The organism is Pseudomonas sp. DWRC2-2 (genome assembly GCF_049897885.1).
Lineage (GTDB): Bacteria > Pseudomonadota > Gammaproteobacteria > Pseudomonadales > Pseudomonadaceae > Aquipseudomonas > Aquipseudomonas azotoformans_A.
Genome location: NZ_JAFCXD010000002.1, coordinates 1293014 through 1312301 on the forward strand (window position 1 = coordinate 1293014; position 19288 = coordinate 1312301).

Below are 19288 nucleotides of genomic sequence, written 5' to 3' on the forward strand. Positions count from 1 at the left end.
TGCAAGCCCGCCTGGCGTTTTCGCCAGGCGGGCTTTGTCGTTTCTGGGTCAGAGGCTGTCAATTCAATCACTGCAAAACTGGCGGCAACCCCGATGTCGTTCTAATACTAAGGTCGTCTGGAACCTCTACGGCAGCCGCATACAGTGGATACGTTCCAATAATAAAAAAGCTGTGCTGCGAGGATAAAAACAATGAACGACAGCATTTACCTCTCGATTCAAAACAGCCCGCGTTTCAAGGAGCTGGTGAGAAAAAGGGAAAGGTTCGCCTGGATTCTCTCGGCGATCATGCTAGGGCTTTACTCCGCTTTCATCCTGTTGATCGCCTACGGGCCACAAGTACTGGGGGCCAAGCTCAGCCCCGGTTCGTCGATTACCTGGGGCATTCCCCTGGGCGTCGGGCTGATTGTGTCTGCCTTCATCCTGACCGGCATCTACGTGCGCCGGGCCAATGGAGAGTTTGACGACCTGAACAATGCGATTCTCAAGGAGGCTGCGCAATGATCGGTCGTCTACTGACACTACTCGGCGCTTCGTTCTTTGCTCCGGCCCTTTGGGCTGCGGACGCATTGACCGGTGAAGTGCACAAGCAACCCCTGAACGTTTCGGCCATCGTGATGTTTGTCGCGTTTGTCGGCGCCACCCTGTGCATCACCTACTGGGCTTCCAAGCGTAACAAATCGGCGGCCGACTACTATGCGGCCGGCGGCAAGATCACCGGTTTCCAGAACGGCCTGGCGATTGCCGGTGACTACATGTCGGCGGCGTCCTTCCTGGGGATTTCCGCGCTGGTCTACACCTCCGGTTATGACGGCCTGATCTACTCGATCGGCTTCCTGGTGGGCTGGCCGATCATTCTGTTCCTGATCGCCGAGCGCCTGCGTAACCTGGGCAAGTACACCTTTGCCGACGTGGCGTCCTATCGCCTGGGCCAGACCCAGATCCGCAGCCTCTCGGCCTGTGGTTCGCTGGTGGTGGTGGCGTTCTACCTGATCGCGCAGATGGTGGGTGCGGGCAAGCTGATTCAGCTGCTGTTTGGCCTGGACTATCATGTTGCGGTGATCCTGGTCGGTATCTTGATGGTGATGTATGTCCTGTTCGGCGGCATGCTGGCGACCACCTGGGTACAGATCATCAAGGCGGTGCTGTTGCTGTCCGGTGCCTCGTTCATGGCACTGATGGTGATGAAGCACGTCAACTTCGACTTCAATGCCCTGTTCTCCGAGGCGATCAAGGTTCACCCTAAAGGTGAGGCGATCATGAGCCCCGGCGGCTTGGTGAAAGACCCGATTTCAGCCTTCTCCCTCGGGCTTGCGCTGATGTTCGGTACGGCTGGCCTGCCACACATCCTGATGCGCTTCTTCACCGTCAGCGACGCGAAAGAAGCCCGCAAAAGCGTGTTCTACGCCACCGGTTTCATTGGTTACTTCTACATCCTGACCTTCATCATCGGCTTTGGCGCGATCCTGCTGGTCAGCACCAACCCGGCGTTCAAGGATGCCGCAGGCGCCTTGCTGGGCGGCAACAACATGGCGGCGGTGCACCTGGCCAACGCGGTGGGTGGCAGTATTTTCCTGGGCTTCATCTCGGCCGTGGCCTTCGCCACCATCCTCGCGGTGGTTGCCGGCTTGACCCTGGCCGGTGCGTCGGCGGTGTCCCATGACCTGTACGCCAGCGTGATCAAGAAAGGCAAGGCCAACGACAAGGATGAGATTCGCGTCTCGAAGATCACCACTGTCGCCTTGGGCGTGCTGGCTATCGGCCTGGGTATCCTGTTCGAAAGCCAGAACATTGCGTTCATGGTTGGCCTGGCGTTCTCCATTGCCGCCAGCTGTAACTTCCCGGTGCTGCTGCTTTCCATGTACTGGAAAAACCTCACCACCCGTGGCGCGATGATTGGTGGCTGGTTGGGCTTGATCAGTGCCGTTGGCCTGATGGTGCTGGGCCCGACCATCTGGGTGTCGATCCTGCACCATGAAAAAGCCATCTTCCCTTATGAGTACCCGGCGCTGTTCTCGATGATCATTGCGTTCGTCGGTATCTGGTTCTTCTCCATCACCGACAAGTCGGCGGCGGCAGAGAAAGAGCGTGCGCTGTACTTCCCACAGTTTGTGCGTTCGCAGACTGGCCTGGGATCGAGTGGGGCGGTGTCTCACTAAGGTAATAGCTGGATAGGAAAATACCCCGGTCGAAAGGCCGGGGTATTTTTTTGTCTATAAATTAGAGATTGATCTGACAAAACTGTTTCTCAAATCCTGCACAAATAAAAACGGACTCCACTAAGGGAGGCCGTTTTCAGTGCAACTAAGCGAGGCTTACTTGCGATCTTCCAGCTTGGTAATGTCACGCGACTCGTAGCCGGTGTACAGCTGGCGCGGGCGGCCAATCTTGTACGGGCTGGAGAGCATTTCTTTCCAGTGGGAGATCCAGCCCACGGTCCGCGCCAGGGCGAAGATCACGGTGAACATGCTGGTTGGAATGCCGATCGCCTTGAGGATGATCCCCGAGTAGAAGTCGACGTTCGGGTACAGCGAGCGTTCGATGAAGTACGGGTCGGTCAGGGCGATCTCTTCCAGGCGCATGGCCAGTTCGAGTTGCGGATCGTTCTTGATGCCCAGTTCCTTCAACACTTCGTCGCAGGTCTGCTTCATGACAGTGGCGCGCGGGTCGCGGTTCTTGTAGACCCGGTGACCGAAGCCCATCAACTTGAACGGATCGTTCTTGTCCTTGGCCTTGGCGATGAACTTGTCGATGTTGGACACATCGCCGATTTCATCGAGCATGGTCAATACGGCTTCGTTCGCACCGCCGTGGGCAGGGCCCCACAGTGCGGCGATACCGGCGGCAATACAGGCGAACGGGTTGGCACCCGAAGAACCCGCCAGGCGCACGGTAGAGGTCGATGCGTTCTGTTCGTGGTCGGCGTGGAGGATGAAGATCCGGTCCATGGCCTTGGCCAGTGTCGGGCTGATCGGTTTGATCTCGCACGGCGTGTTGAACATCATGTGCAGGAAGTTTTCCGCGTACGTCAGGTCGTTGCGCGGGTACATCATGGGCTGGCCCATGGAGTACTTGTAAACCATTGCGGCCAGGGTCGGCATCTTGGCAACCAGGCGGATCGCGGAAATTTCGCGATGCTGTGGGTTATTGATGTCGAGGGAGTCGTGATAGAAGGCCGACAGGGCGCCGACCACACCGCACATGACGGCCATCGGGTGGGCGTCGCGACGGAAGCCGTTGAAGAAGGTCTTCAACTGCTCGTGAACCATGGTGTGGTTCTTCACGGTGCTGACGAACTGGGCTTTCTGCTCGGCTGTTGGCAATTCGCCATTTAGCAGCAGGTAGCAGGTTTCCAGGTAGTCCGACTGTTCAGCAAGCTGCTCGATCGGGTAGCCGCGATGCAGCAAAATGCCATTATCACCATCGATATAGGTGATCTTCGACTCGCAAGAGGCGGTCGACATGAAGCCTGGGTCGAATGTGAAACGGCCCGTGGCCGTCAGGCCCCGTACGTCGATAACATCGGGACCAACGGTGCCGGTTAAAATGGGCAGCTCGACGGGGGCTGCGCCCTCGATGATCAACTGCGCTTTTTTGTCAGCCATGTGGCCTCCTATTTATGCTTCAAATCATCAGACAGACCCCCCACGCAGGGCCCGCACCACTATATTGATATAAATCCAGATGTCAATTTGCCTAAAGTCTTGCACCAGAAGGCTTTAACCGTACTTTTTCCTCGAAATTGACTGCCATTTACGCCTTTTATCCCGTCAGCGCAATCCGCTATTAGGGTGAGGTGAGCGCGTTGTCATTAGTAACCTAACTGTCTATACTCGGCCACCGACCGCCAAGGGCTTTTGGGCTTGCTTTCATTGGGGGTCGCACTCCCTGGGTGGTGCTTACCTGACCAGTGCACTCCCCAACAACTTTGCCCTGATTGTTAGGGGCTCTTCAGTGTGAAAAAAAGCCGTGAATAGCCAACGACCTGTAAACCTAGACCTAAGGACCATCAAACTCCCCATCACCGGCGTTACGTCGTTCCTGCACCGTGTTTCCGGCATCATCCTGTTCCTGGGCTTGGGCATCATGCTTTATGCATTGAGCAAATCCCTGGGTTCCGAGGAAGGTTACGCCGAGGTGAAGGCATGCTTGACCAGCCCGCTGGCCAAGTTCGTAGCATGGGGCCTCCTGTCCGCTCTGCTGTATCACCTGGTAGCCGGTGTGCGCCACTTGATCATGGATGCGGGTATCGGTGAGACGCTGGAAGGCGGCCGCCTGGGCTCGAAAATCATCATCGCCATTTCCGTGGTGCTGATCGTTCTGGCAGGAGTTTGGATATGGTAACCAGCGTTACGAACCTTTCGCGTTCGGGCCTCTATGACTGGATGGCACAACGTGTGTCTGCGGTCGTTCTCGCGGCTTATTTCATTTTCCTGATCGGATACCTCGTCGCAAATCCAGGCATCAGCTATGAGCAATGGCATGGCCTGTTTTCCCACAATGCGATGCGAATCTTCAGTCTGCTGGCCCTTGTAGCCCTGGGCGCACACGCCTGGGTCGGCATGTGGACCATCGCGACCGACTACCTGACGCCGATGGCGCTGGGCAAGTCCGCGACTGCAGTACGTTTTCTCTTCCAGGCAGTCTGCGGCGTCGCGATGTTCGCTTACTTCGTCTGGGGTGTGCAGATTCTTTGGGGTATCTGATTCATGGCTAACATTCCAACTATTTCATTCGACGCCATCATCATTGGTGGCGGCGGTGCTGGCATGCGCGCTGCGCTGCAGCTGGCCCAGGGCGGTCACAAGACTGCCGTGATCACCAAAGTGTTCCCGACCCGTTCCCATACCGTGTCGGCCCAGGGTGGCATCACCTGCGCCATCGCTTCTGCCGATCCGAACGATGACTGGCGCTGGCACATGTACGATACCGTCAAGGGTTCCGACTACATCGGTGACCAGGACGCTATCGAATACATGTGTCAGGAAGGCCCGGCCGCGGTGTTCGAACTGGACCACATGGGTCTGCCGTTCTCCCGTACCGAGCAAGGCCGCATCTACCAGCGTCCATTCGGCGGTCAATCGAAGGATTACGGTAAGGGCGGGCAGGCTGCCCGTACCTGCGCCGCTTCCGACCGTACCGGTCACGCGCTGTTACACACCCTTTATCAGGGCAACCTGAAAGCCGGTACCACGTTCCTGAACGAGTACTACGCTGTCGACCTGGTGAAAAACGCCCAGGGCGAATTCGTCGGTGTGATCGCTATCTGCATCGAAACCGGTGAAACCACCTACATCCGCGCCAAGGCTACCGTGCTGGCGACGGGCGGTGCAGGCCGTATCTACGCTTCCACCACCAACGCCCTGATCAACACCGGTGACGGCGTCGGCATGGCACTGCGTGCTGGCGTACCGGTACAAGACATCGAAATGTGGCAGTTCCACCCGACCGGTATTGCCGGCGCTGGTGTACTGGTTACAGAAGGTTGCCGTGGTGAAGGTGGTTACCTGATCAACAAGCACGGCGAGCGTTTCATGGAGCGTTATGCTCCGAACGCGAAAGACCTTGCAGGCCGTGACGTTGTGGCCCGTTCGATGGTTAAAGAGATTATCGCCGGTAACGGCTGTGGCCCGAATGGCGACCACGTACTGCTCAAGCTCGATCACCTGGGCGAAGAAGTGCTGCACAGCCGTTTGCCAGGTATCTGCGAGCTGTCCAAGACCTTTGCTCACGTTGACCCGGTGGTTGCTCCGGTGCCGGTTGTTCCGACTTGCCACTATATGATGGGCGGCGTGCCGACCAACATCCACGGCCAGGCGATCACCCAGAACGCCGAAGGCCAGGACGAAATCATCCACGGTCTGTTCGCCGTAGGCGAAGTGGCTTGCGTATCCGTACACGGTGCCAACCGCCTGGGCGGCAACTCGCTGCTCGACCTGGTGGTATTCGGCCGTGCTGCTGGCCTGCACCTGGAAAAAGCGCTGACCGACGGCATCGAATACGATGACGCCACCGACGCCAACATCGAAGCTGCCCTGGCTCGCCTGAACGCTCTGAACGAGCGCACCGACGGCGAAGACGTGGCTACTCTGCGTCGCGAGCTGCAAAGCTGCATGCAGAACTACTTCGGTGTGTTCCGTACCGGCGAATACATGCAGAAGGGCATCGCCCAGCTGGCTGATCTGCGCAAGCGCATCGCCAACGTCAAGATCAACGATAAGAGCCAGGCGTTCAACACCGCTCGTATCGAAGCCCTTGAGCTGCAAAACCTGCTGGAAGTGGCTGAAGCGACCGCAATCGCTGCCGAGGTTCGTAAAGAATCCCGTGGTGCCCACGCCCGTGAAGACTTTGAAGACCGCGACGACGAAAACTGGTTGTGCCACACCCTGTACTTCCCGGGTGACAAGCGCGTAACCAAGCGTGCCGTGAACTTCTCGCCGAAGACGGTTCCGACGTTTGAACCGAAGATTCGGACTTACTAAGGGTGGCTGCCATGTTGAAAGTCAGTGTTTATCGCTACAACCCTGATCAGGACGCTGCGCCGTTCATGCAGGAATTCCAGGTCGATACCGGTGGTAAAGACCTGATGGTGCTGGATGTATTGGCACTGATCAAAGAGCAGGACGAAGGTTTCTCCTATCGTCGCTCTTGCCGTGAAGGTGTGTGCGGTTCCGACGGCATGAACATCAACGGCAAAAACGGCCTGGCGTGCATCACGCCGCTGTCCGCCGTGGTCAAAGGCAACAAGCTGATCGTTCGTCCTCTGCCAGGTTTGCCGGTTATCCGTGACCTGGTCGTCGATATGAGCATCTTCTACAAGCAATACGAGAAAGTTAAGCCGTTCCTGCAGAACGACACGCCGGCTCCGGCCATCGAGCGTCTGCAGTCCCCGGAAGAGCGCGAGAAGCTCGACGGTCTGTACGAGTGCATCCTGTGCGCTTGCTGCTCGACTTCTTGCCCGTCCTTCTGGTGGAACCCGGACAAGTTCCTGGGTCCAGCTGCCCTGCTGCAGGCGTACCGCTTCCTGGCAGACAGCCGTGATACCAAGACGTCCGAGCGTCTGGCTTCGCTGGATGACCCGTTCAGCGTATTCCGCTGCCGCGGGATCATGAACTGCGTCAACGTATGTCCCAAAGGCCTGAACCCGACTAAGGCCATTGGTCACATCCGTAACATGCTGCTGCAGAGCGGCGTGTAACTGACGTTGTAGTAAAAGCAGGACCGTTGTGCCCGTAAATGCTACGGCGCAGGCTTCAACCGGCGCCGTAGTTTTAACTTGAGCAGCGACTTACAAAGCCGCGGCTCTTATTTTGAAGAAATGAGACAAGCAGGGGCATTCGGGTTGGTACCCGAACTATCAGCGTGATCCTAAGTGGCTTGTTTTGGTCGCTGCACTTGGCCTTTTGCAAGCAAACTCGGTGTTTTCGCCGGTGGTGTCCCCAAATCGAGGGTGACCAAGCATGCAAGAAAGCGTGATGCAGCGCATGTGGAACAGCGGCTATCTTTCAGGTGGTAACGCTGCCTATGTGGAAGAGCTTTATGAGCTCTACCTGCACGACCCTAACGCTGTGCCAGAAGAATGGCGCACCAAATTTCAGACGTTGTCTTCAGACGGCAACGCTGCCACCGATGTATCGCACGCCACAATTCGCGATCAGTTTGTGCTGCTGGCAAAGAACCAGCGCCGCGCCCAACCGGTTTCCGCCGGCAGCGTGAGCAGTGAGCACGAGAAGAAGCAAGTTGAAGTACTGCGACTGATCCAGGCCTACCGGATGCGCGGCCACCAGGCGGCCCAGCTTGACCCGCTGGGGCTCTGGAAGCGTCCTGCACCTGCTGACCTGTCGATCAATCATTACGGCTTGACCAATGCCGATCTTGATACGACCTTCCGTGCCGGCGACCTGTTCATCGGCAAAGAGGAAGCGAGCCTACGCGAAATTCACGAAGCGTTGCAGCAGACATATTGCCGCACCATCGGCGCTGAGTTCACGCACATCACCGATTCCGAGCAACGCCACTGGTTCCAGCATCGCCTGGAAGGTGTGCGCGGTCGTCCGGTTTTGTCCGCTGACGTACGCAGCCACTTGCTTGAGCGCGTAACCGCTGCCGAAGGCCTCGAAAAATACCTGGGTACCAAATACCCGGGCACCAAGCGTTTCGGCCTGGAAGGCGGCGAAAGCCTGATCCCGATGCTCGACGAGCTGATCCAGCGTTCCGGTTCCTACGGCACCAAGGAAATCGTGATCGGCATGGCCCACCGTGGTCGCCTGAACGTGTTGGTCAACACCTTCGGCAAGAACCCGCGCGAGCTGTTCGACGAGTTCGAAGGCAAGAAGAAGGTCGAGCTGGGTTCCGGTGACGTTAAATACCACCAGGGTTTCTCGTCCAACGTGATGACCACCGGCGGTGAAGTTCACCTGGCCATGGCCTTCAACCCATCCCACCTGGAAATCGTTTCTCCAGTGGTCGAGGGTTCGGTCCGTGCTCGACAGGATCGTCGTAACGACACCACCGGTGAAAAGGTCCTGCCGATTTCCATCCACGGTGACGCGGCATTCGCCGGTCAAGGCGTGGTCCTGGAAACGTTCCAGATGTCGCAGACCCGCGGCTTCAAGACTGGCGGTACCGTTCATATCGTCATCAACAACCAGGTTGGCTTCACCATCAGCAACCCGCTGGACGCGCGCTCCACCGAGTACGCGACCGACGTTGCCAAGATGATCCAGGCGCCGATCCTCCATGTGAATGGTGATGATCCGGAAGCCGTGTTGTTCGTGACCCAGCTGGCCATTGACTACCGCATGCAGTTCAAGCGTGACGTGGTGATCGACCTGGTCTGCTACCGCCGTCGCGGTCACAACGAAGCCGACGAACCAAGCGGCACCCAGCCGTTGATGTACCAGCAGATCACCAAGCAGCGCACCACCCGTGAGCTGTACGCCGAAAGCCTGACCAAGGCCGGCGTGGTTGACGATGCGCGTGTTCAGGCCAAGGTCGATGAATACCGCAATGCGCTGGACAATGGTCTGCATGTTGTAAAAAGCCTGGTTAAAGAGCCGAACAAAGAACTGTTCGTCGACTGGCGTCCGTACCTGGGCCACGCCTGGACTGCGCGTCACGATACGTCGTTCGATCTGAAAACCTTGCAGGAATTGTCCGCCAAGCTGCTGGAAATTCCTGAAGGCTTCGTGGTTCAGCGCCAAGTGGCGAAGATCTACGAAGACCGTCAGAAGATGCAAGCCGGCGGCCTGCCGATCAACTGGGGTTACGCCGAAACCATGGCGTACGCGACCCTGGCGTTCGAAGGTCACCCGATCCGCATGACCGGCCAGGACATCGGCCGTGGTACGTTCTCGCACCGTCATGCCGTGCTGCACAACCAGAAAGACGCGGGCACCTACATCCCGTTGCAGAACCTGTACGAAGGCCAGCCACGTTTCGACCTGTACGATTCGTTCCTGTCTGAAGAAGCGGTTCTGGCGTTCGAATACGGTTACTCGACCACCACGCCAAACGCGCTGGTGATCTGGGAAGCCCAGTTCGGCGACTTCGCCAACGGCGCCCAAGTGGTGATCGACCAGTTCATCACCAGCGGCGAGCACAAGTGGGGCCGCCTGTGCGGTCTGACCATGCTGCTGCCACACGGTTATGAAGGTCAGGGTCCTGAGCACTCCTCGGCCCGTCTGGAGCGTTACCTGCAGCTGTGCGCCGAGCACAACATACAGGTGTGCGTGCCGACTACCCCGGCCCAGATCTACCACTTGCTGCGTCGCCAGGTAATCCGCCCGCTGCGCAAGCCGCTGGTAGTGCTGACGCCTAAGTCGCTGTTGCGTCATAAATTGGCCATCTCGACCCTGGAAGATCTGGCGGATGGTTCGTTCCAGACCGTGATTCCAGAAATCGACACGCTGGACGCGGCAAAAGTGACTCGCCTGGTCCTGTGCAGCGGCAAGGTCTACTACGACCTGCTGGAAAAACGCCGTGCCGAAGGCCGCGAAGACATCGCCATTGTGCGTATCGAGCAGCTTTACCCGTTCCCGGAAGACGACCTGATGGAGGCCATCGCGCCTTACACCAACCTCACCAACGTGGTGTGGTGCCAGGAAGAACCGATGAACCAGGGCGCGTGGTACAGCAGCCAGCATCATTTGCGTCGCAGCATGGGTAACCACAACAAGGCGCTGAACCTGGAGTACGCCGGTCGTGATGCTTCTGCTGCACCTGCGTGTGGTTATGCGTCGATGCACGCCGAGCAGCAGGAAAAACTGCTGCAAGATGCTTTCACTGTTTAACGCCTTCGCGCTGACTGAAACCGAATTTTAAGGACCCACAGATAATGGCTATCGAAATCAAAGCCCCGTCATTCCCGGAATCGGTTGCCGATGGCACCGTTGCCACCTGGCACAAGAAACCAGGCGACGCTGTAAAGCGTGACGACCTGATCGTCGACATCGAGACCGACAAAGTCGTGCTGGAAGTGTTGGCCGAAGCTGACGGCGTGCTGGGCGCAATCGTTGCCGAAGAAGGCGCTACCGTTCTGTCGAACCAAGTGCTGGGCTCGATTGAAGAGGGCAGCGCTGCTGCCGCTGCTCCTGCTCCTGCTGCTGCACCGGCAGCCGCCGCTGCTCCTGCCGCCGCTCCGGCTGCTGGCGCTGAAGACCCGATCGCTGCACCGGCTGCCCGTCAGCTGGCTGAAGAGAACGGCATCAACCTGGCGTCCGTCAAAGGCACCGGCAAAGACGGTCGCATCACCAAGGAAGACGTGGTTGCTGCTGTTGAAGCCAAGAAAAACGCTCCAGCTGCCGCACCTGCCAAGGCTGCTGCCCCGGCTGCCGCTGCTCCAGTGTTCGCCGCTGGCGACCGCACCGAGAAGCGTGTACCGATGACTCGCGTACGTGCCACCGTGGCCAAGCGTCTGGTTGAAGCACAGTCGAACATGGCGATGCTGACCACCTTCAACGAAGTCGACATGACCGAAGTCATGGCCCTGCGTTCGAAGTACAAGGATCTGTTCGAGAAGTCCCACAACGGCGTACGCCTGGGCTTCATGTCCTTCTTCGTGAAAGCGGCCACTGAAGCGCTGAAACGCTTCCCGGCTGTCAACGCTTCCATCGACGGCGGCGACATCGTTTACCATGGCTACGCAGACGTCGGCGTAGCCGTGTCCAGCGACCGTGGCCTGGTGGTGCCGGTACTGCGTAACGCCGAGCTGATGAGCCTGGCTGAAATCGAAGGCGGCATCGCCGGCTTCGGCAAGAAAGCCCGTGACGGCAAGCTGACCATCGACGAGATGACCGGCGGTACCTTCACCATCACCAACGGTGGTACCTTCGGTTCGATGATGTCGACGCCGATCGTCAACCCGCCACAAGCCGCAATCCTGGGCATGCACAACATCATCCAGCGTCCGATGGCCATCAACGGCCAAGTTGTGATCCGCCCAATGATGTACCTGGCGCTGTCGTACGATCACCGCCTGATCGATGGTAAAGAAGCCGTGACTTTCCTGGTGACCATCAAGAACCTGCTGGAAGACCCGGCTCGTCTGCTGCTGGACATCTAAAGACGCAGCTGCACGTTGCGAGCTACAGGCTGTAGGAAAAAGCAGCTTGGCTTGCAACGTGTCGCTTGAAGCTTGTCGCTGAATAGAGGAACTATTTTCATGACGCAGAAATTTGACGTTGTAGTGATTGGTGCAGGTCCTGGCGGCTACGTTGCTGCCATCAAGGCCGCACAACTGGGCCTCTCGACTGCTTGCATCGAAAAATACACCGACAAGGAAGGCAAACTGGCGCTGGGCGGTACTTGCCTGAACGTCGGTTGCATTCCTTCCAAGGCGCTGCTGGACAGCTCCTGGAAATTCCACGAAGCCCAAGACGGCTTCGCGATCCACGGCATCAACCATGCTGGCGTGACCATGGACGTACCAGCAATGGTCGGCCGTAAAGCCAACATCGTTAAAGGCCTGACTTCCGGCGTTGCCACCTTGTTCAAGGCCAACGGCGTGACTTCCCTGCAAGGCCACGGCAAGCTGCTGGCCGGCAAGAAAGTTGAAATCACCAAGCCAGACGGCTCGACCGAAATCATCGAAGCCGAGAACGTGATCCTGGCTCCAGGTTCGCGTCCAATCGACATCCCGCCTGCTCCCGTTGACCAGAACGTGATCGTTGATTCGACCGGCGCCCTGGAATTCCAGGCTGTGCCTAAGCGCCTGGGCGTGATCGGCGCTGGCGTGATCGGCCTGGAACTGGGTTCGGTATGGTCCCGCCTGGGTTCCGAAGTGACTGTGCTGGAAGCCCTGGACACGTTCCTGCTGGCTGCCGACACCGCTGTCTCCAAAGAAGCGCTGAAAACCCTGACCAAACAAGGTCTGGACATCAAGCTGGGCGCTCGCGTGACCGGTTCGAAAGTCAACGGTGAAGAAGTTGTCGTCAACTACACCGACAAGGATGGCGAAAAAACCATCACTTTCGACAAGTTGATCGTAGCCGTGGGTCGCCGTCCAGTGACCACCGACCTGCTGGCTTCCGACAGCGGCGTGACCCTCGACGAGCGCGGCTACGTGCACGTTGACGATCACTGCGCAACCACTGTGCCTGGCGTCTACGCCATCGGCGACGTGGTTCGCGGCATGATGCTGGCGCACAAAGCTTCCGAAGAAGGCATCATGGTTGTCGAGCGCATCAAGGGCCACAAGACCCAGATGAACTACGACCTGATCCCATCGGTTATCTACACCCACCCGGAAATTGCATGGGTCGGCAAGAACGAACAGCAGTTGAAAGCTGAAGGCGTTGAAGTTAACGTCGGCACCTTCCCGTTTGCCGCTTCTGGCCGTGCCATGGCAGCCAACGACACCGGTGGTTTTGTCAAAGTCATCGCTGATGCCAAGACTGACCGCGTATTGGGCGTCCACGTGATTGGCCCGAGCGCTGCAGAACTGGTTCAGCAAGGCGCGATCGGTATGGAATTCGGCACCAGTGCCGAGGACCTGGGCATGATGGTCTTCTCCCATCCGACCCTGTCCGAAGCGTTGCACGAAGCAGCGTTGGCAGTGAATGGCGGCGCCATCCACATCGCCAACCGCAAGAAGCGCTAAGCGAGATAATAAGAAACCACGGCGGAGTTGCCCGTCGTGAGCCTTGCGCGCAAGACTCACCGCGGAATATCCGCTGGACGCAGCCTTGCGCAGCTTTACGGGCCTTGAGCCCCGCAAGTTGCGCAAGCAGCAGTCACAGGTGGCGCGGCACTCATAATGAGCGCAGCGCCGAATGCGCAGTACCTAACGAAGACGGTAAAAAGCATGAATCTTCACGAGTATCAGGGTAAGCAGCTGTTCGCTGAATACGGCCTGCCAGTTTCCAAGGGCTACGCAGTAGACACCCCGGAAGCAGCAGCAGAAGCTTGCGACAAAATCGGCGGCACTGAGTGGGTTGTCAAAGCCCAGGTCCACGCTGGTGGTCGCGGTAAAGCGGGCGGCGTTAAGCTGGTTCGCAGCAAAGAAGACGCCAAGGCCTTCGCACAGCAGTGGCTGGGCAAGCGTCTGGTGACTTACCAGACTGATGCCAATGGCCAGCCAGTCACCAAGATCCTGGTTGAATCGTGCACTGATATCGCTAAAGAGCTGTACCTGGGCGCTGTCGTTGACCGTTCGAGCCGTCGCATCGTGTTCATGGCTTCCACCGAAGGTGGCGTGGACATTGAGAAGATCGCCGAAGAAACCCCAGAAAAAATTCTGAAAGCCACTATCGATCCACTGGTTGGCGCTCAGCCATTCCAGGGTCGCGAGTTGGCTTTCCAGTTGGGCCTGGAAGGCAAGCAAGTTGCCCAGTTCGCCAAGATCTTCGTGGGTCTGGCCAAACTGTTCCAGGATCACGATCTGGCCCTGCTGGAAGTGAACCCGCTGGTGATCAAGGCTGACGGCGATCTGCACTGCCTGGACGCCAAGATCAACATCGACGCCAACGCCATGTACCGTCAGCCTAAGCTGAAGACTTTCCACGATCCGTCGCAAGACGATCCGCGCGAAGCGCACGCTGCCAAGTTCGAACTGAACTACGTAGCCCTGGAAGGTAACATCGGTTGCATGGTCAACGGTGCTGGCCTGGCCATGGGTACCATGGACATCGTCAACCTGCATGGCGGCAAACCAGCCAACTTCCTCGACGTGGGCGGTGGTGCTACCAAAGAACGCGTTACCGAAGCCTTCAAGATCATCCTGTCCGACTCCAACGTCGCTGCAGTACTGGTCAACATCTTCGGCGGCATCGTTCGTTGCGACATGATTGCCGAAGGCATCATCGGTGCAGTGAAAGAAGTCGGCGTTAAAATCCCGGTTGTTGTCCGCCTTGAAGGTAACAACGCTGAACTGGGCGCTAAAGTACTGGCAGAAAGCGGTTTGAACATCATCGCGGCTACCAGCCTGACCGACGCTGCTCAACAAGTTGTCAAAGCTGCGGAGGGCAAGTAATGAGCGTCCTGATCAATAAAGACACCAAAGTTATCTGCCAGGGTATTACCGGTTCGCAAGGTAGTTTCCACACCCAGCAAGCCATCGAATACGGCACCAAGATGGTTGGCGGCGTAACTCCGGGCAAAGGCGGCACCGAACACCTGGGCCTGCCAGTGTTCAACACCGTGAAAGATGCTGTAGCTGCCACTGGCGCCACCGCCAGCGTGATCTACGTTCCAGCTCCTTTCTGCAAGGACTCGATCCTGGAAGCGGCATTCGGCGGCATCAAGCTGATCGTCTGCATCACCGAAGGCATTCCTACCCTGGACATGCTGGACGCTAAAGTTAAGTGCGACGAGCTGGGTGTTACCCTGATCGGCCCTAACTGCCCAGGCGTGATCACCCCAGGCGAATGCAAGATCGGCATCATGCCAGGTCACATTCACTTGCCAGGCAAAGTCGGTATCGTTTCCCGTTCCGGCACCCTGACCTACGAAGCTGTGAAGCAGACCACTGACGCCGGTTTCGGTCAGTCGACTTGCGTCGGCATCGGCGGTGACCCGATCCCAGGTTCGAACTTCATCGACATCCTGAAACTGTTCCAGGAAGACCCGAAGACCGAAGCGATCGTCATGATCGGTGAGATCGGCGGTTCGGCTGAAGAAGAAGCGGCTGCCTACATCAAGGCACACGTGACCAAGCCGGTTGTTTCCTACATCGCTGGTGTGACTGCCCCTGCTGGCAAGCGCATGGGCCATGCTGGCGCAATCATCTCTGGCGGCAAGGGTACTGCAGACGAGAAGTTTGCTGCCCTGGAAGACGCAGGCGTCAAAACCGTGCGTTCGCTGGCAGACATCGGCAAGGCTTTGTCCGAGCTGACCGGTTGGGCTGTCAAGTAAGCCTCGCGCTTAGCTGACGCTTCATCCACACAAAGGCCACCTTCGGGTGGCCTTTGTGCTTTCTGGGGTTTGCTGAACCATCATTTAAGTATGAAAACGCGACATTAAGATGTCGCTTATCGGACAGTCCGCCCCGCAACAGTGCGTTTGTCAGCCCGATTCTGTAACCTACCCGCCTCTTTATGCGTGCGCATCCCAAAAGGAAGCCCCGCGCTAGACCGGTCGGCTCCCATAAGGGCCGGCAGTATTTCCCTCATCCATAGGGAATCCCTCTCTAAATTCCGATTCAGTAGTGTGGTATTTCCCGAAATGAAAGTGTTGAAAAGCCAGGATGTCCTGGCGTTGGGCTTTATGACGTTTGCCCTGTTCGTGGGCGCCGGTAACATCATCTTCCCGCCTATCGTTGGTTTGCAGTCTGGGCCTCATGTCTGGATGGCAGCGCTGGGCTTTCTGATCACCGCAGTGGGTTTGCCGGTGGTCACCGTGATCGCCCTGGCCAAGGTCGGTGGCGGTATGGACGCGCTGAGCAGCCCGATCGGCAAGATCGCCGGTGGCCTGCTCGCGGCGGCGGCGTATCTGGCGGTAGGGCCGCTGTTCGCCACCCCGCGTACCGCGACCGTGTCCTTTGAAGTGGGCCTGGCGCCGCTGACCGGCGAAAGTCCGCTGGCGCTGTTCCTCTACAGCTCGGTGTATTTCCTGGTGGTGTTCTTCGTTTCCCTGTACCCAGGGCGTTTGCTGGACACCGTCGGTCGCTTCCTCGCACCGCTGAAGATCATCGCGCTGGCCGTCCTCGGTATCGCCGCCTTTGCCTTGCCGGCCGGTGAAGTGGGCGTCGCCACGCCGGAGTACGTGGCTGCACCGTTCTCCCAAGGTTTCATCAATGGTTACCTGACCATGGATACCCTGGGTGCCCTGGTGTTTGGCATCGTGATCGTCAACGCCATTCGCTCCCGTGGCGTGGAGTCGCCGAAGCTGATCACCCGCTACGCGATCATCGCGGGCCTGATCGCCGGTGTGGGCCTGGCGCTGGTGTATGTCAGCCTGTTCCGCCTGGGTTCGGGCAGCCATGCGGTTGCCGCGGGCGCGAGCAACGGCGCTGCGGTGCTGCATGCTTACGTGCAACACACCTTCGGTTCCCTGGGCAGTGGCTTCCTGGCCGTGCTGATCTCCCTGGCGTGCCTGGTCACTGCCGTGGGCCTGACTTGCGCGTGCGCCGAGTACTTCAGCCGTATCCTGCCGCTGTCCTACAAGACGCTGGTGGTGATCCTGGCGCTGTTCTCGCTGTTCGTGTCCAACCTGGGCCTGACCAAGCTGATCGCGTTCTCGATTCCGGTGCTCACAGCGATCTACCCGCCGTGCATCGTGTTGGTGGCCTTGAGCTTCTGCAAAGACTTCTGGCAAGAGCAGGGCCGCATTGTCGGTCCGGTGATGCTGGTGTCGTTCATCTTTGGTTGCATCGACGCACTCAAGGGCGCCGGTTTCGCAGACTGGTTGCCGGCGCAACTGACCAACCTGCCGCTGAGTGAGCAAGGCCTGGCCTGGCTGGTGCCGTCGGTGATGGTCCTGGTGGTGGCTGTGGTGATTGATCGGATGCTTGGCAAGCGCAGCGAAGCGATCGCTTGATCCGCTGAAGGCTCTGCCGAAATGCCCCGTATCAATCGATACGGGGCATTTTTTTTGGGCGTCAGGCAGTGTCTTTTAGCTTGGGCTAACGTCGAAGGGGTTAGGAAAACTTCAAGTTGAAACGCGCTCGTCATAAGGACCCGCATGTCGTTTATCGAAACCAATCAGATCCATCTGCTTGCCGCGCTCTGGTTCGTCCTGTGCTGGGGTGGCTACACCCGTTATGCCACCTGGAAAGCCCGCGACACGGCCTGCCTGGCCAGTGTGCTGCACCTGTATCGCGAAGACTGGATGCGCCGCATGCTGCTGCGCGACAACCGCATCGCCGACGCCAGTGTGATCGGCAACCTGGAACGCAATGCCTCGTTCTTCGCCTCCAGCACCTTGATCATCCTCGCTGGCATTCTCACCGTGCTCGGCGCTTCAGAGCGCGCGGTGTCGTTACTGGCGGATATCCCCATGGTGCAGCAGGCGTCCCAGGGCATGTCGGAAATCAAGCTGTTGTGCCTGGCGCTGGTGTTTGTCTATGCGTTCTTCACGTTCAGTTGGTGCATGCGCCAGTACAACTTCGCGGCGGTGCTGGTGGGCTCGGCGCCGATGATCGGTGAGCGGCATGTGTCGGAGCAGGAGCGCAATGCGTTTGCCCTGCGCGCGGCGCGGGTGATTTCCATGGCGGCCAACCAGTTCAACTTCGGCCTGCGTTCTTATTACTTCGGCATGACCATGCTGGCGTGGTTTGTCAGTCCTTGGTTGTTCATGTTGATGAGCAGTGGGGTGGTGTTGGTGCTGTACCGTCGGGAGTTTCATTCCGACGTGCTGCAAGTGATGGTGTATACGCAGACGGACACGCCGCCGCCGGAGCCGGCTAAAGAAGTGGGCTAACTAAGGCCTTTAAATAAAAACGCCAGACAAAAAAAGCCCGCTATCTAAGCGGGCTTTCTTTTTGCAGCCAAGCTATTTCAAGCCGCGGTCTCAAGAACCGGTGGCAGGGGTAGCAGGTGCTGCTTCTTTTGCGGCGGCTTCGTTCGATTCAGCCTGAGCTTTGGCAGCATCGGCGTTTTCTTTCGCAGCGTCGTTCACTTTATCCTGAGCCTTCGCCATATCTTTCTGAGCTTGCTCAGAGTGCGCGGCGGCGTCTTGGGCTTTGTCTTCGGATTTTTTGTCGCAGGCAGCGAGACCGAGGGCAGCGGCGAGCATCATGGAAATAGCTAAAGTCTTGCGCATGGGTGTTTCTCCTTATTGAAGATATCTACTGGCCTTTCGAGCATGGCGGTTCGGCATTAGTTCCTTTTATTCCATAGATATATAAATCCCTGACTAACCGGAACTTTTGCCCGCCCACCCCTTCCGCGAATCAACACTAATAAGAGTCTGGAACGAATGACCGAAAACCCCCTGTTAGAGCGTGCGACGCGCTTTGTTTCAGCCTTGCGCCATTGTCAGGTGCTGGGCATTACCGCTCATCAGGCCAGCGAGGAGGGCATCACCTTGATCATGCCCTACGCGGCGCATTTGGTCGGTGATCCCCAGTCGGGCGTGATCCATGGCGGCGCGCTGACCTCCCTGATGGACACCGCCTGCGGCATGGCCACCCTGTGTGTGCTGCCGGAATTCGAAGTGTGTCCGACCCTCGACCTGCGCGTTGACTACATGCATCCCGCGGCACCCCACAAACCCGTGTATGGGTTCGCTCAATGCTACCGGGTGACCACCGACGTGATCTTCACCCGTGGCTTTGCCTATCAGGACGACCCCCAGCAACCCATTGCCCATGTGGTGGGCACGTTCATGCGCATGGGCAAACGCCTCAAGGGCACCCAAGGATTGGGCAGTACGGTCAAGGGAGAGCAGGCATGACGCACCGATTCAAGACCCGCCTGGAGCAGGCCCATGAGCGTGGCGATTACGAGGCGCTGCTCAACCTGATTCCCTACGCCAAGCTCATCGGCATTGAGTGCACGCGGCTGGGGGATGAGCTGCTGTTCCGCCTGCCGGCCAACAAGGACAATATTGGTAACCCCATATTGCCGGCGCTGCACGGCGGCGTGATCGCAGGCTTTATGGAGTTGTCGGCGGCCCTGCACCTGCTGGTGTTCACGGGCGCGCCGGGCATCCCGAAAATCATCGATTTTTCCCTGGATTACCTGCGCGCCGGGCAGTTTCGCGACACCTACGCCAAATGCCAGGTGTGGCGCCAGGGCCGACGGGTGGCGAACGTGGCGATCACAGCCTGGCAAAGCACGGCAGCCGAGCCCATCGCCACTGCTCGTGCGCATTTCAAGATCGAGGAACAGAGCCGCCCTTGAAATCCTGG

The 19288-nt window shown here is 58.3% G+C and carries 17 protein-coding genes; 15 read left to right on the forward strand and 2 right to left on the reverse strand.

The genetic code is table 11. The annotated features are described in order from the left end of the window. Window positions 1-192: 192 nt before the first annotated feature. Complete coding sequence (locus ACP7EW_RS14565) at window positions 193-504, forward strand: DUF485 domain-containing protein (protein WP_016972153.1); 312 nt, start codon at window positions 193-195, stop codon at window positions 502-504. Next, complete coding sequence (locus ACP7EW_RS14570) at window positions 501-2159, forward strand: cation acetate symporter (RefSeq protein WP_038850336.1); 1659 nt, start codon at window positions 501-503, stop codon at window positions 2157-2159. Before ACP7EW_RS14565 ends, ACP7EW_RS14570 begins: the two co-directional genes overlap by 4 nt. Before the next feature lie 156 nt (window positions 2160-2315). Here ACP7EW_RS14570 and gltA read toward each other — a convergent pair whose 3' ends face one another. After that, entirely contained in the window at window positions 2316-3605 is a 1290-nt protein-coding gene (gltA, locus tag ACP7EW_RS14575; RefSeq protein WP_078047629.1) for a citrate synthase, read from the reverse strand. A gap of 364 nt (window positions 3606-3969) precedes the next feature. Between gltA and sdhC the strand changes: the two genes are divergently transcribed. The 11 genes from sdhC (at window position 3970) to ACP7EW_RS14630 (ending at window position 17856) form a co-directional block, all read left to right on the forward strand. After that, complete coding sequence (gene sdhC, locus ACP7EW_RS14580; RefSeq protein WP_016979564.1) at window positions 3970-4344, forward strand: succinate dehydrogenase, cytochrome b556 subunit; 375 nt, start codon at window positions 3970-3972, stop codon at window positions 4342-4344. Beyond that, window positions 4338-4706, forward strand: coding sequence for a succinate dehydrogenase, hydrophobic membrane anchor protein (sdhD, locus tag ACP7EW_RS14585; protein ID WP_016974690.1), 369 nt, complete (start codon window positions 4338-4340; stop codon window positions 4704-4706). Before sdhC ends, sdhD begins: the two co-directional genes overlap by 7 nt. Window positions 4707-4709: 3 nt before the next feature. Continuing rightward, the gene (gene sdhA / locus ACP7EW_RS14590) at window positions 4710-6482 is read left to right on the forward strand and encodes a succinate dehydrogenase flavoprotein subunit (protein ID WP_016979563.1); all 1773 of its coding nucleotides are present in this window, start codon (window positions 4710-4712) and stop codon (window positions 6480-6482) included. An 11-nt stretch (window positions 6483-6493) separates the two neighbouring features. Further along, entirely contained in the window at window positions 6494-7198 is a 705-nt protein-coding gene (locus tag ACP7EW_RS14595) for a succinate dehydrogenase iron-sulfur subunit (RefSeq protein WP_003172807.1), read from the forward strand. 262 nt (window positions 7199-7460) lie between these two features. Further along, on the forward strand, window positions 7461-10292 hold the full coding sequence (locus ACP7EW_RS14600) for a 2-oxoglutarate dehydrogenase E1 component (protein ID WP_016979562.1): 2832 nt from the start codon (window positions 7461-7463) through the stop codon (window positions 10290-10292). Between the two features lie 44 nt (window positions 10293-10336). Then, the gene (gene odhB / locus ACP7EW_RS14605; RefSeq protein ID WP_177001957.1) at window positions 10337-11563 is read left to right on the forward strand and encodes a 2-oxoglutarate dehydrogenase complex dihydrolipoyllysine-residue succinyltransferase; all 1227 of its coding nucleotides are present in this window, start codon (window positions 10337-10339) and stop codon (window positions 11561-11563) included. Window positions 11564-11662: 99 nt separating this feature from the next. Beyond that, entirely contained in the window at window positions 11663-13099 is a 1437-nt protein-coding gene (gene lpdA / locus ACP7EW_RS14610; protein WP_033897632.1) for a dihydrolipoyl dehydrogenase, read from the forward strand. A 204-nt stretch (window positions 13100-13303) separates the two neighbouring features. After that, a complete protein-coding gene (gene sucC / locus ACP7EW_RS14615; RefSeq protein WP_003210567.1) occupies window positions 13304-14470 on the forward strand; it encodes an ADP-forming succinate--CoA ligase subunit beta in 1167 nt (388 codons plus the stop codon). Continuing rightward, a complete protein-coding gene (gene sucD / locus ACP7EW_RS14620) occupies window positions 14470-15351 on the forward strand; it encodes a succinate--CoA ligase subunit alpha (RefSeq protein WP_010166265.1) in 882 nt (293 codons plus the stop codon). The genes sucC and sucD overlap by 1 nt, the downstream gene beginning before the upstream one ends. A 309-nt stretch (window positions 15352-15660) precedes the next feature. Next, window positions 15661-16974 carry a branched-chain amino acid transport system II carrier protein gene (gene brnQ, locus ACP7EW_RS14625; protein ID WP_033897633.1) on the forward strand — a complete coding sequence of 438 codons (1314 nt, stop codon included), beginning with the start codon at window positions 15661-15663 and terminating at the stop codon, window positions 16972-16974. Window positions 16975-17118: 144 nt separating this feature from the next. Further along, window positions 17119-17856: a DUF599 domain-containing protein gene (locus ACP7EW_RS14630; protein ID WP_033897634.1), complete on the forward strand. Its 738-nt coding sequence runs from the start codon at window positions 17119-17121 to the stop codon at window positions 17854-17856. Window positions 17857-17946: 90 nt separating this feature from the next. Here the strand turns inward: ACP7EW_RS14630 and ACP7EW_RS14635 are convergent, their stop codons facing one another. Beyond that, the gene (locus ACP7EW_RS14635) at window positions 17947-18198 is read right to left on the reverse strand and encodes a hypothetical protein (RefSeq protein ID WP_010211724.1); all 252 of its coding nucleotides are present in this window, start codon (window positions 18196-18198) and stop codon (window positions 17947-17949) included. Window positions 18199-18354: 156 nt separating this feature from the next. On the opposite strand from ACP7EW_RS14635, the gene ACP7EW_RS14640 reads away from it, so the two are divergent. Then, window positions 18355-18831 (forward strand): PaaI family thioesterase, encoded by a 477-nt coding sequence (locus tag ACP7EW_RS14640; RefSeq protein WP_426217893.1) that lies wholly within the window; start codon window positions 18355-18357, stop codon window positions 18829-18831. After that, window positions 18828-19280 (forward strand): PaaI family thioesterase, encoded by a 453-nt coding sequence (locus tag ACP7EW_RS14645; protein ID WP_038850334.1) that lies wholly within the window; start codon window positions 18828-18830, stop codon window positions 19278-19280. The genes ACP7EW_RS14640 and ACP7EW_RS14645 overlap by 4 nt, the downstream gene beginning before the upstream one ends. The last annotated feature ends 8 nt before the right edge of the window (window positions 19281-19288 follow it).

What these genes read in the sequence shown, in the direction of transcription:
- ACP7EW_RS14565 (WP_016972153.1), top strand. Translation starts at nt 193, where the DNA reads ATGAACGACAGCATTTACCTCTCGATTCAAAACAGCCCGCGTTTCAAG.
- ACP7EW_RS14570 (WP_038850336.1), top strand. Translation starts at nt 501, where the DNA reads ATGATCGGTCGTCTACTGACACTACTCGGCGCTTCGTTCTTTGCTCCG.
- gltA (WP_078047629.1), bottom strand. Translation starts at nt 3,605, where the DNA reads ATGGCTGACAAAAAAGCGCAGTTGATCATCGAGGGCGCAGCCCCCGTC.
- sdhD (WP_016974690.1), top strand. Translation starts at nt 4,338, where the DNA reads ATGGTAACCAGCGTTACGAACCTTTCGCGTTCGGGCCTCTATGACTGG.
- sdhA (WP_016979563.1), top strand. Translation starts at nt 4,710, where the DNA reads ATGGCTAACATTCCAACTATTTCATTCGACGCCATCATCATTGGTGGC.
- ACP7EW_RS14595 (WP_003172807.1), top strand. Translation starts at nt 6,494, where the DNA reads ATGTTGAAAGTCAGTGTTTATCGCTACAACCCTGATCAGGACGCTGCG.
- ACP7EW_RS14600 (WP_016979562.1), top strand. Translation starts at nt 7,461, where the DNA reads ATGCAAGAAAGCGTGATGCAGCGCATGTGGAACAGCGGCTATCTTTCA.
- odhB (WP_177001957.1), top strand. Translation starts at nt 10,337, where the DNA reads ATGGCTATCGAAATCAAAGCCCCGTCATTCCCGGAATCGGTTGCCGAT.
- lpdA (WP_033897632.1), top strand. Translation starts at nt 11,663, where the DNA reads ATGACGCAGAAATTTGACGTTGTAGTGATTGGTGCAGGTCCTGGCGGC.
- sucC (WP_003210567.1), top strand. Translation starts at nt 13,304, where the DNA reads ATGAATCTTCACGAGTATCAGGGTAAGCAGCTGTTCGCTGAATACGGC.
- sucD (WP_010166265.1), top strand. Translation starts at nt 14,470, where the DNA reads ATGAGCGTCCTGATCAATAAAGACACCAAAGTTATCTGCCAGGGTATT.
- brnQ (WP_033897633.1), top strand. Translation starts at nt 15,661, where the DNA reads ATGAAAGTGTTGAAAAGCCAGGATGTCCTGGCGTTGGGCTTTATGACG.
- ACP7EW_RS14630 (WP_033897634.1), top strand. Translation starts at nt 17,119, where the DNA reads ATGTCGTTTATCGAAACCAATCAGATCCATCTGCTTGCCGCGCTCTGG.
- ACP7EW_RS14635 (WP_010211724.1), bottom strand. Translation starts at nt 18,198, where the DNA reads ATGCGCAAGACTTTAGCTATTTCCATGATGCTCGCCGCTGCCCTCGGT.
- ACP7EW_RS14640 (WP_426217893.1), top strand. Translation starts at nt 18,355, where the DNA reads ATGACCGAAAACCCCCTGTTAGAGCGTGCGACGCGCTTTGTTTCAGCC.
- ACP7EW_RS14645 (WP_038850334.1), top strand. Translation starts at nt 18,828, where the DNA reads ATGACGCACCGATTCAAGACCCGCCTGGAGCAGGCCCATGAGCGTGGC.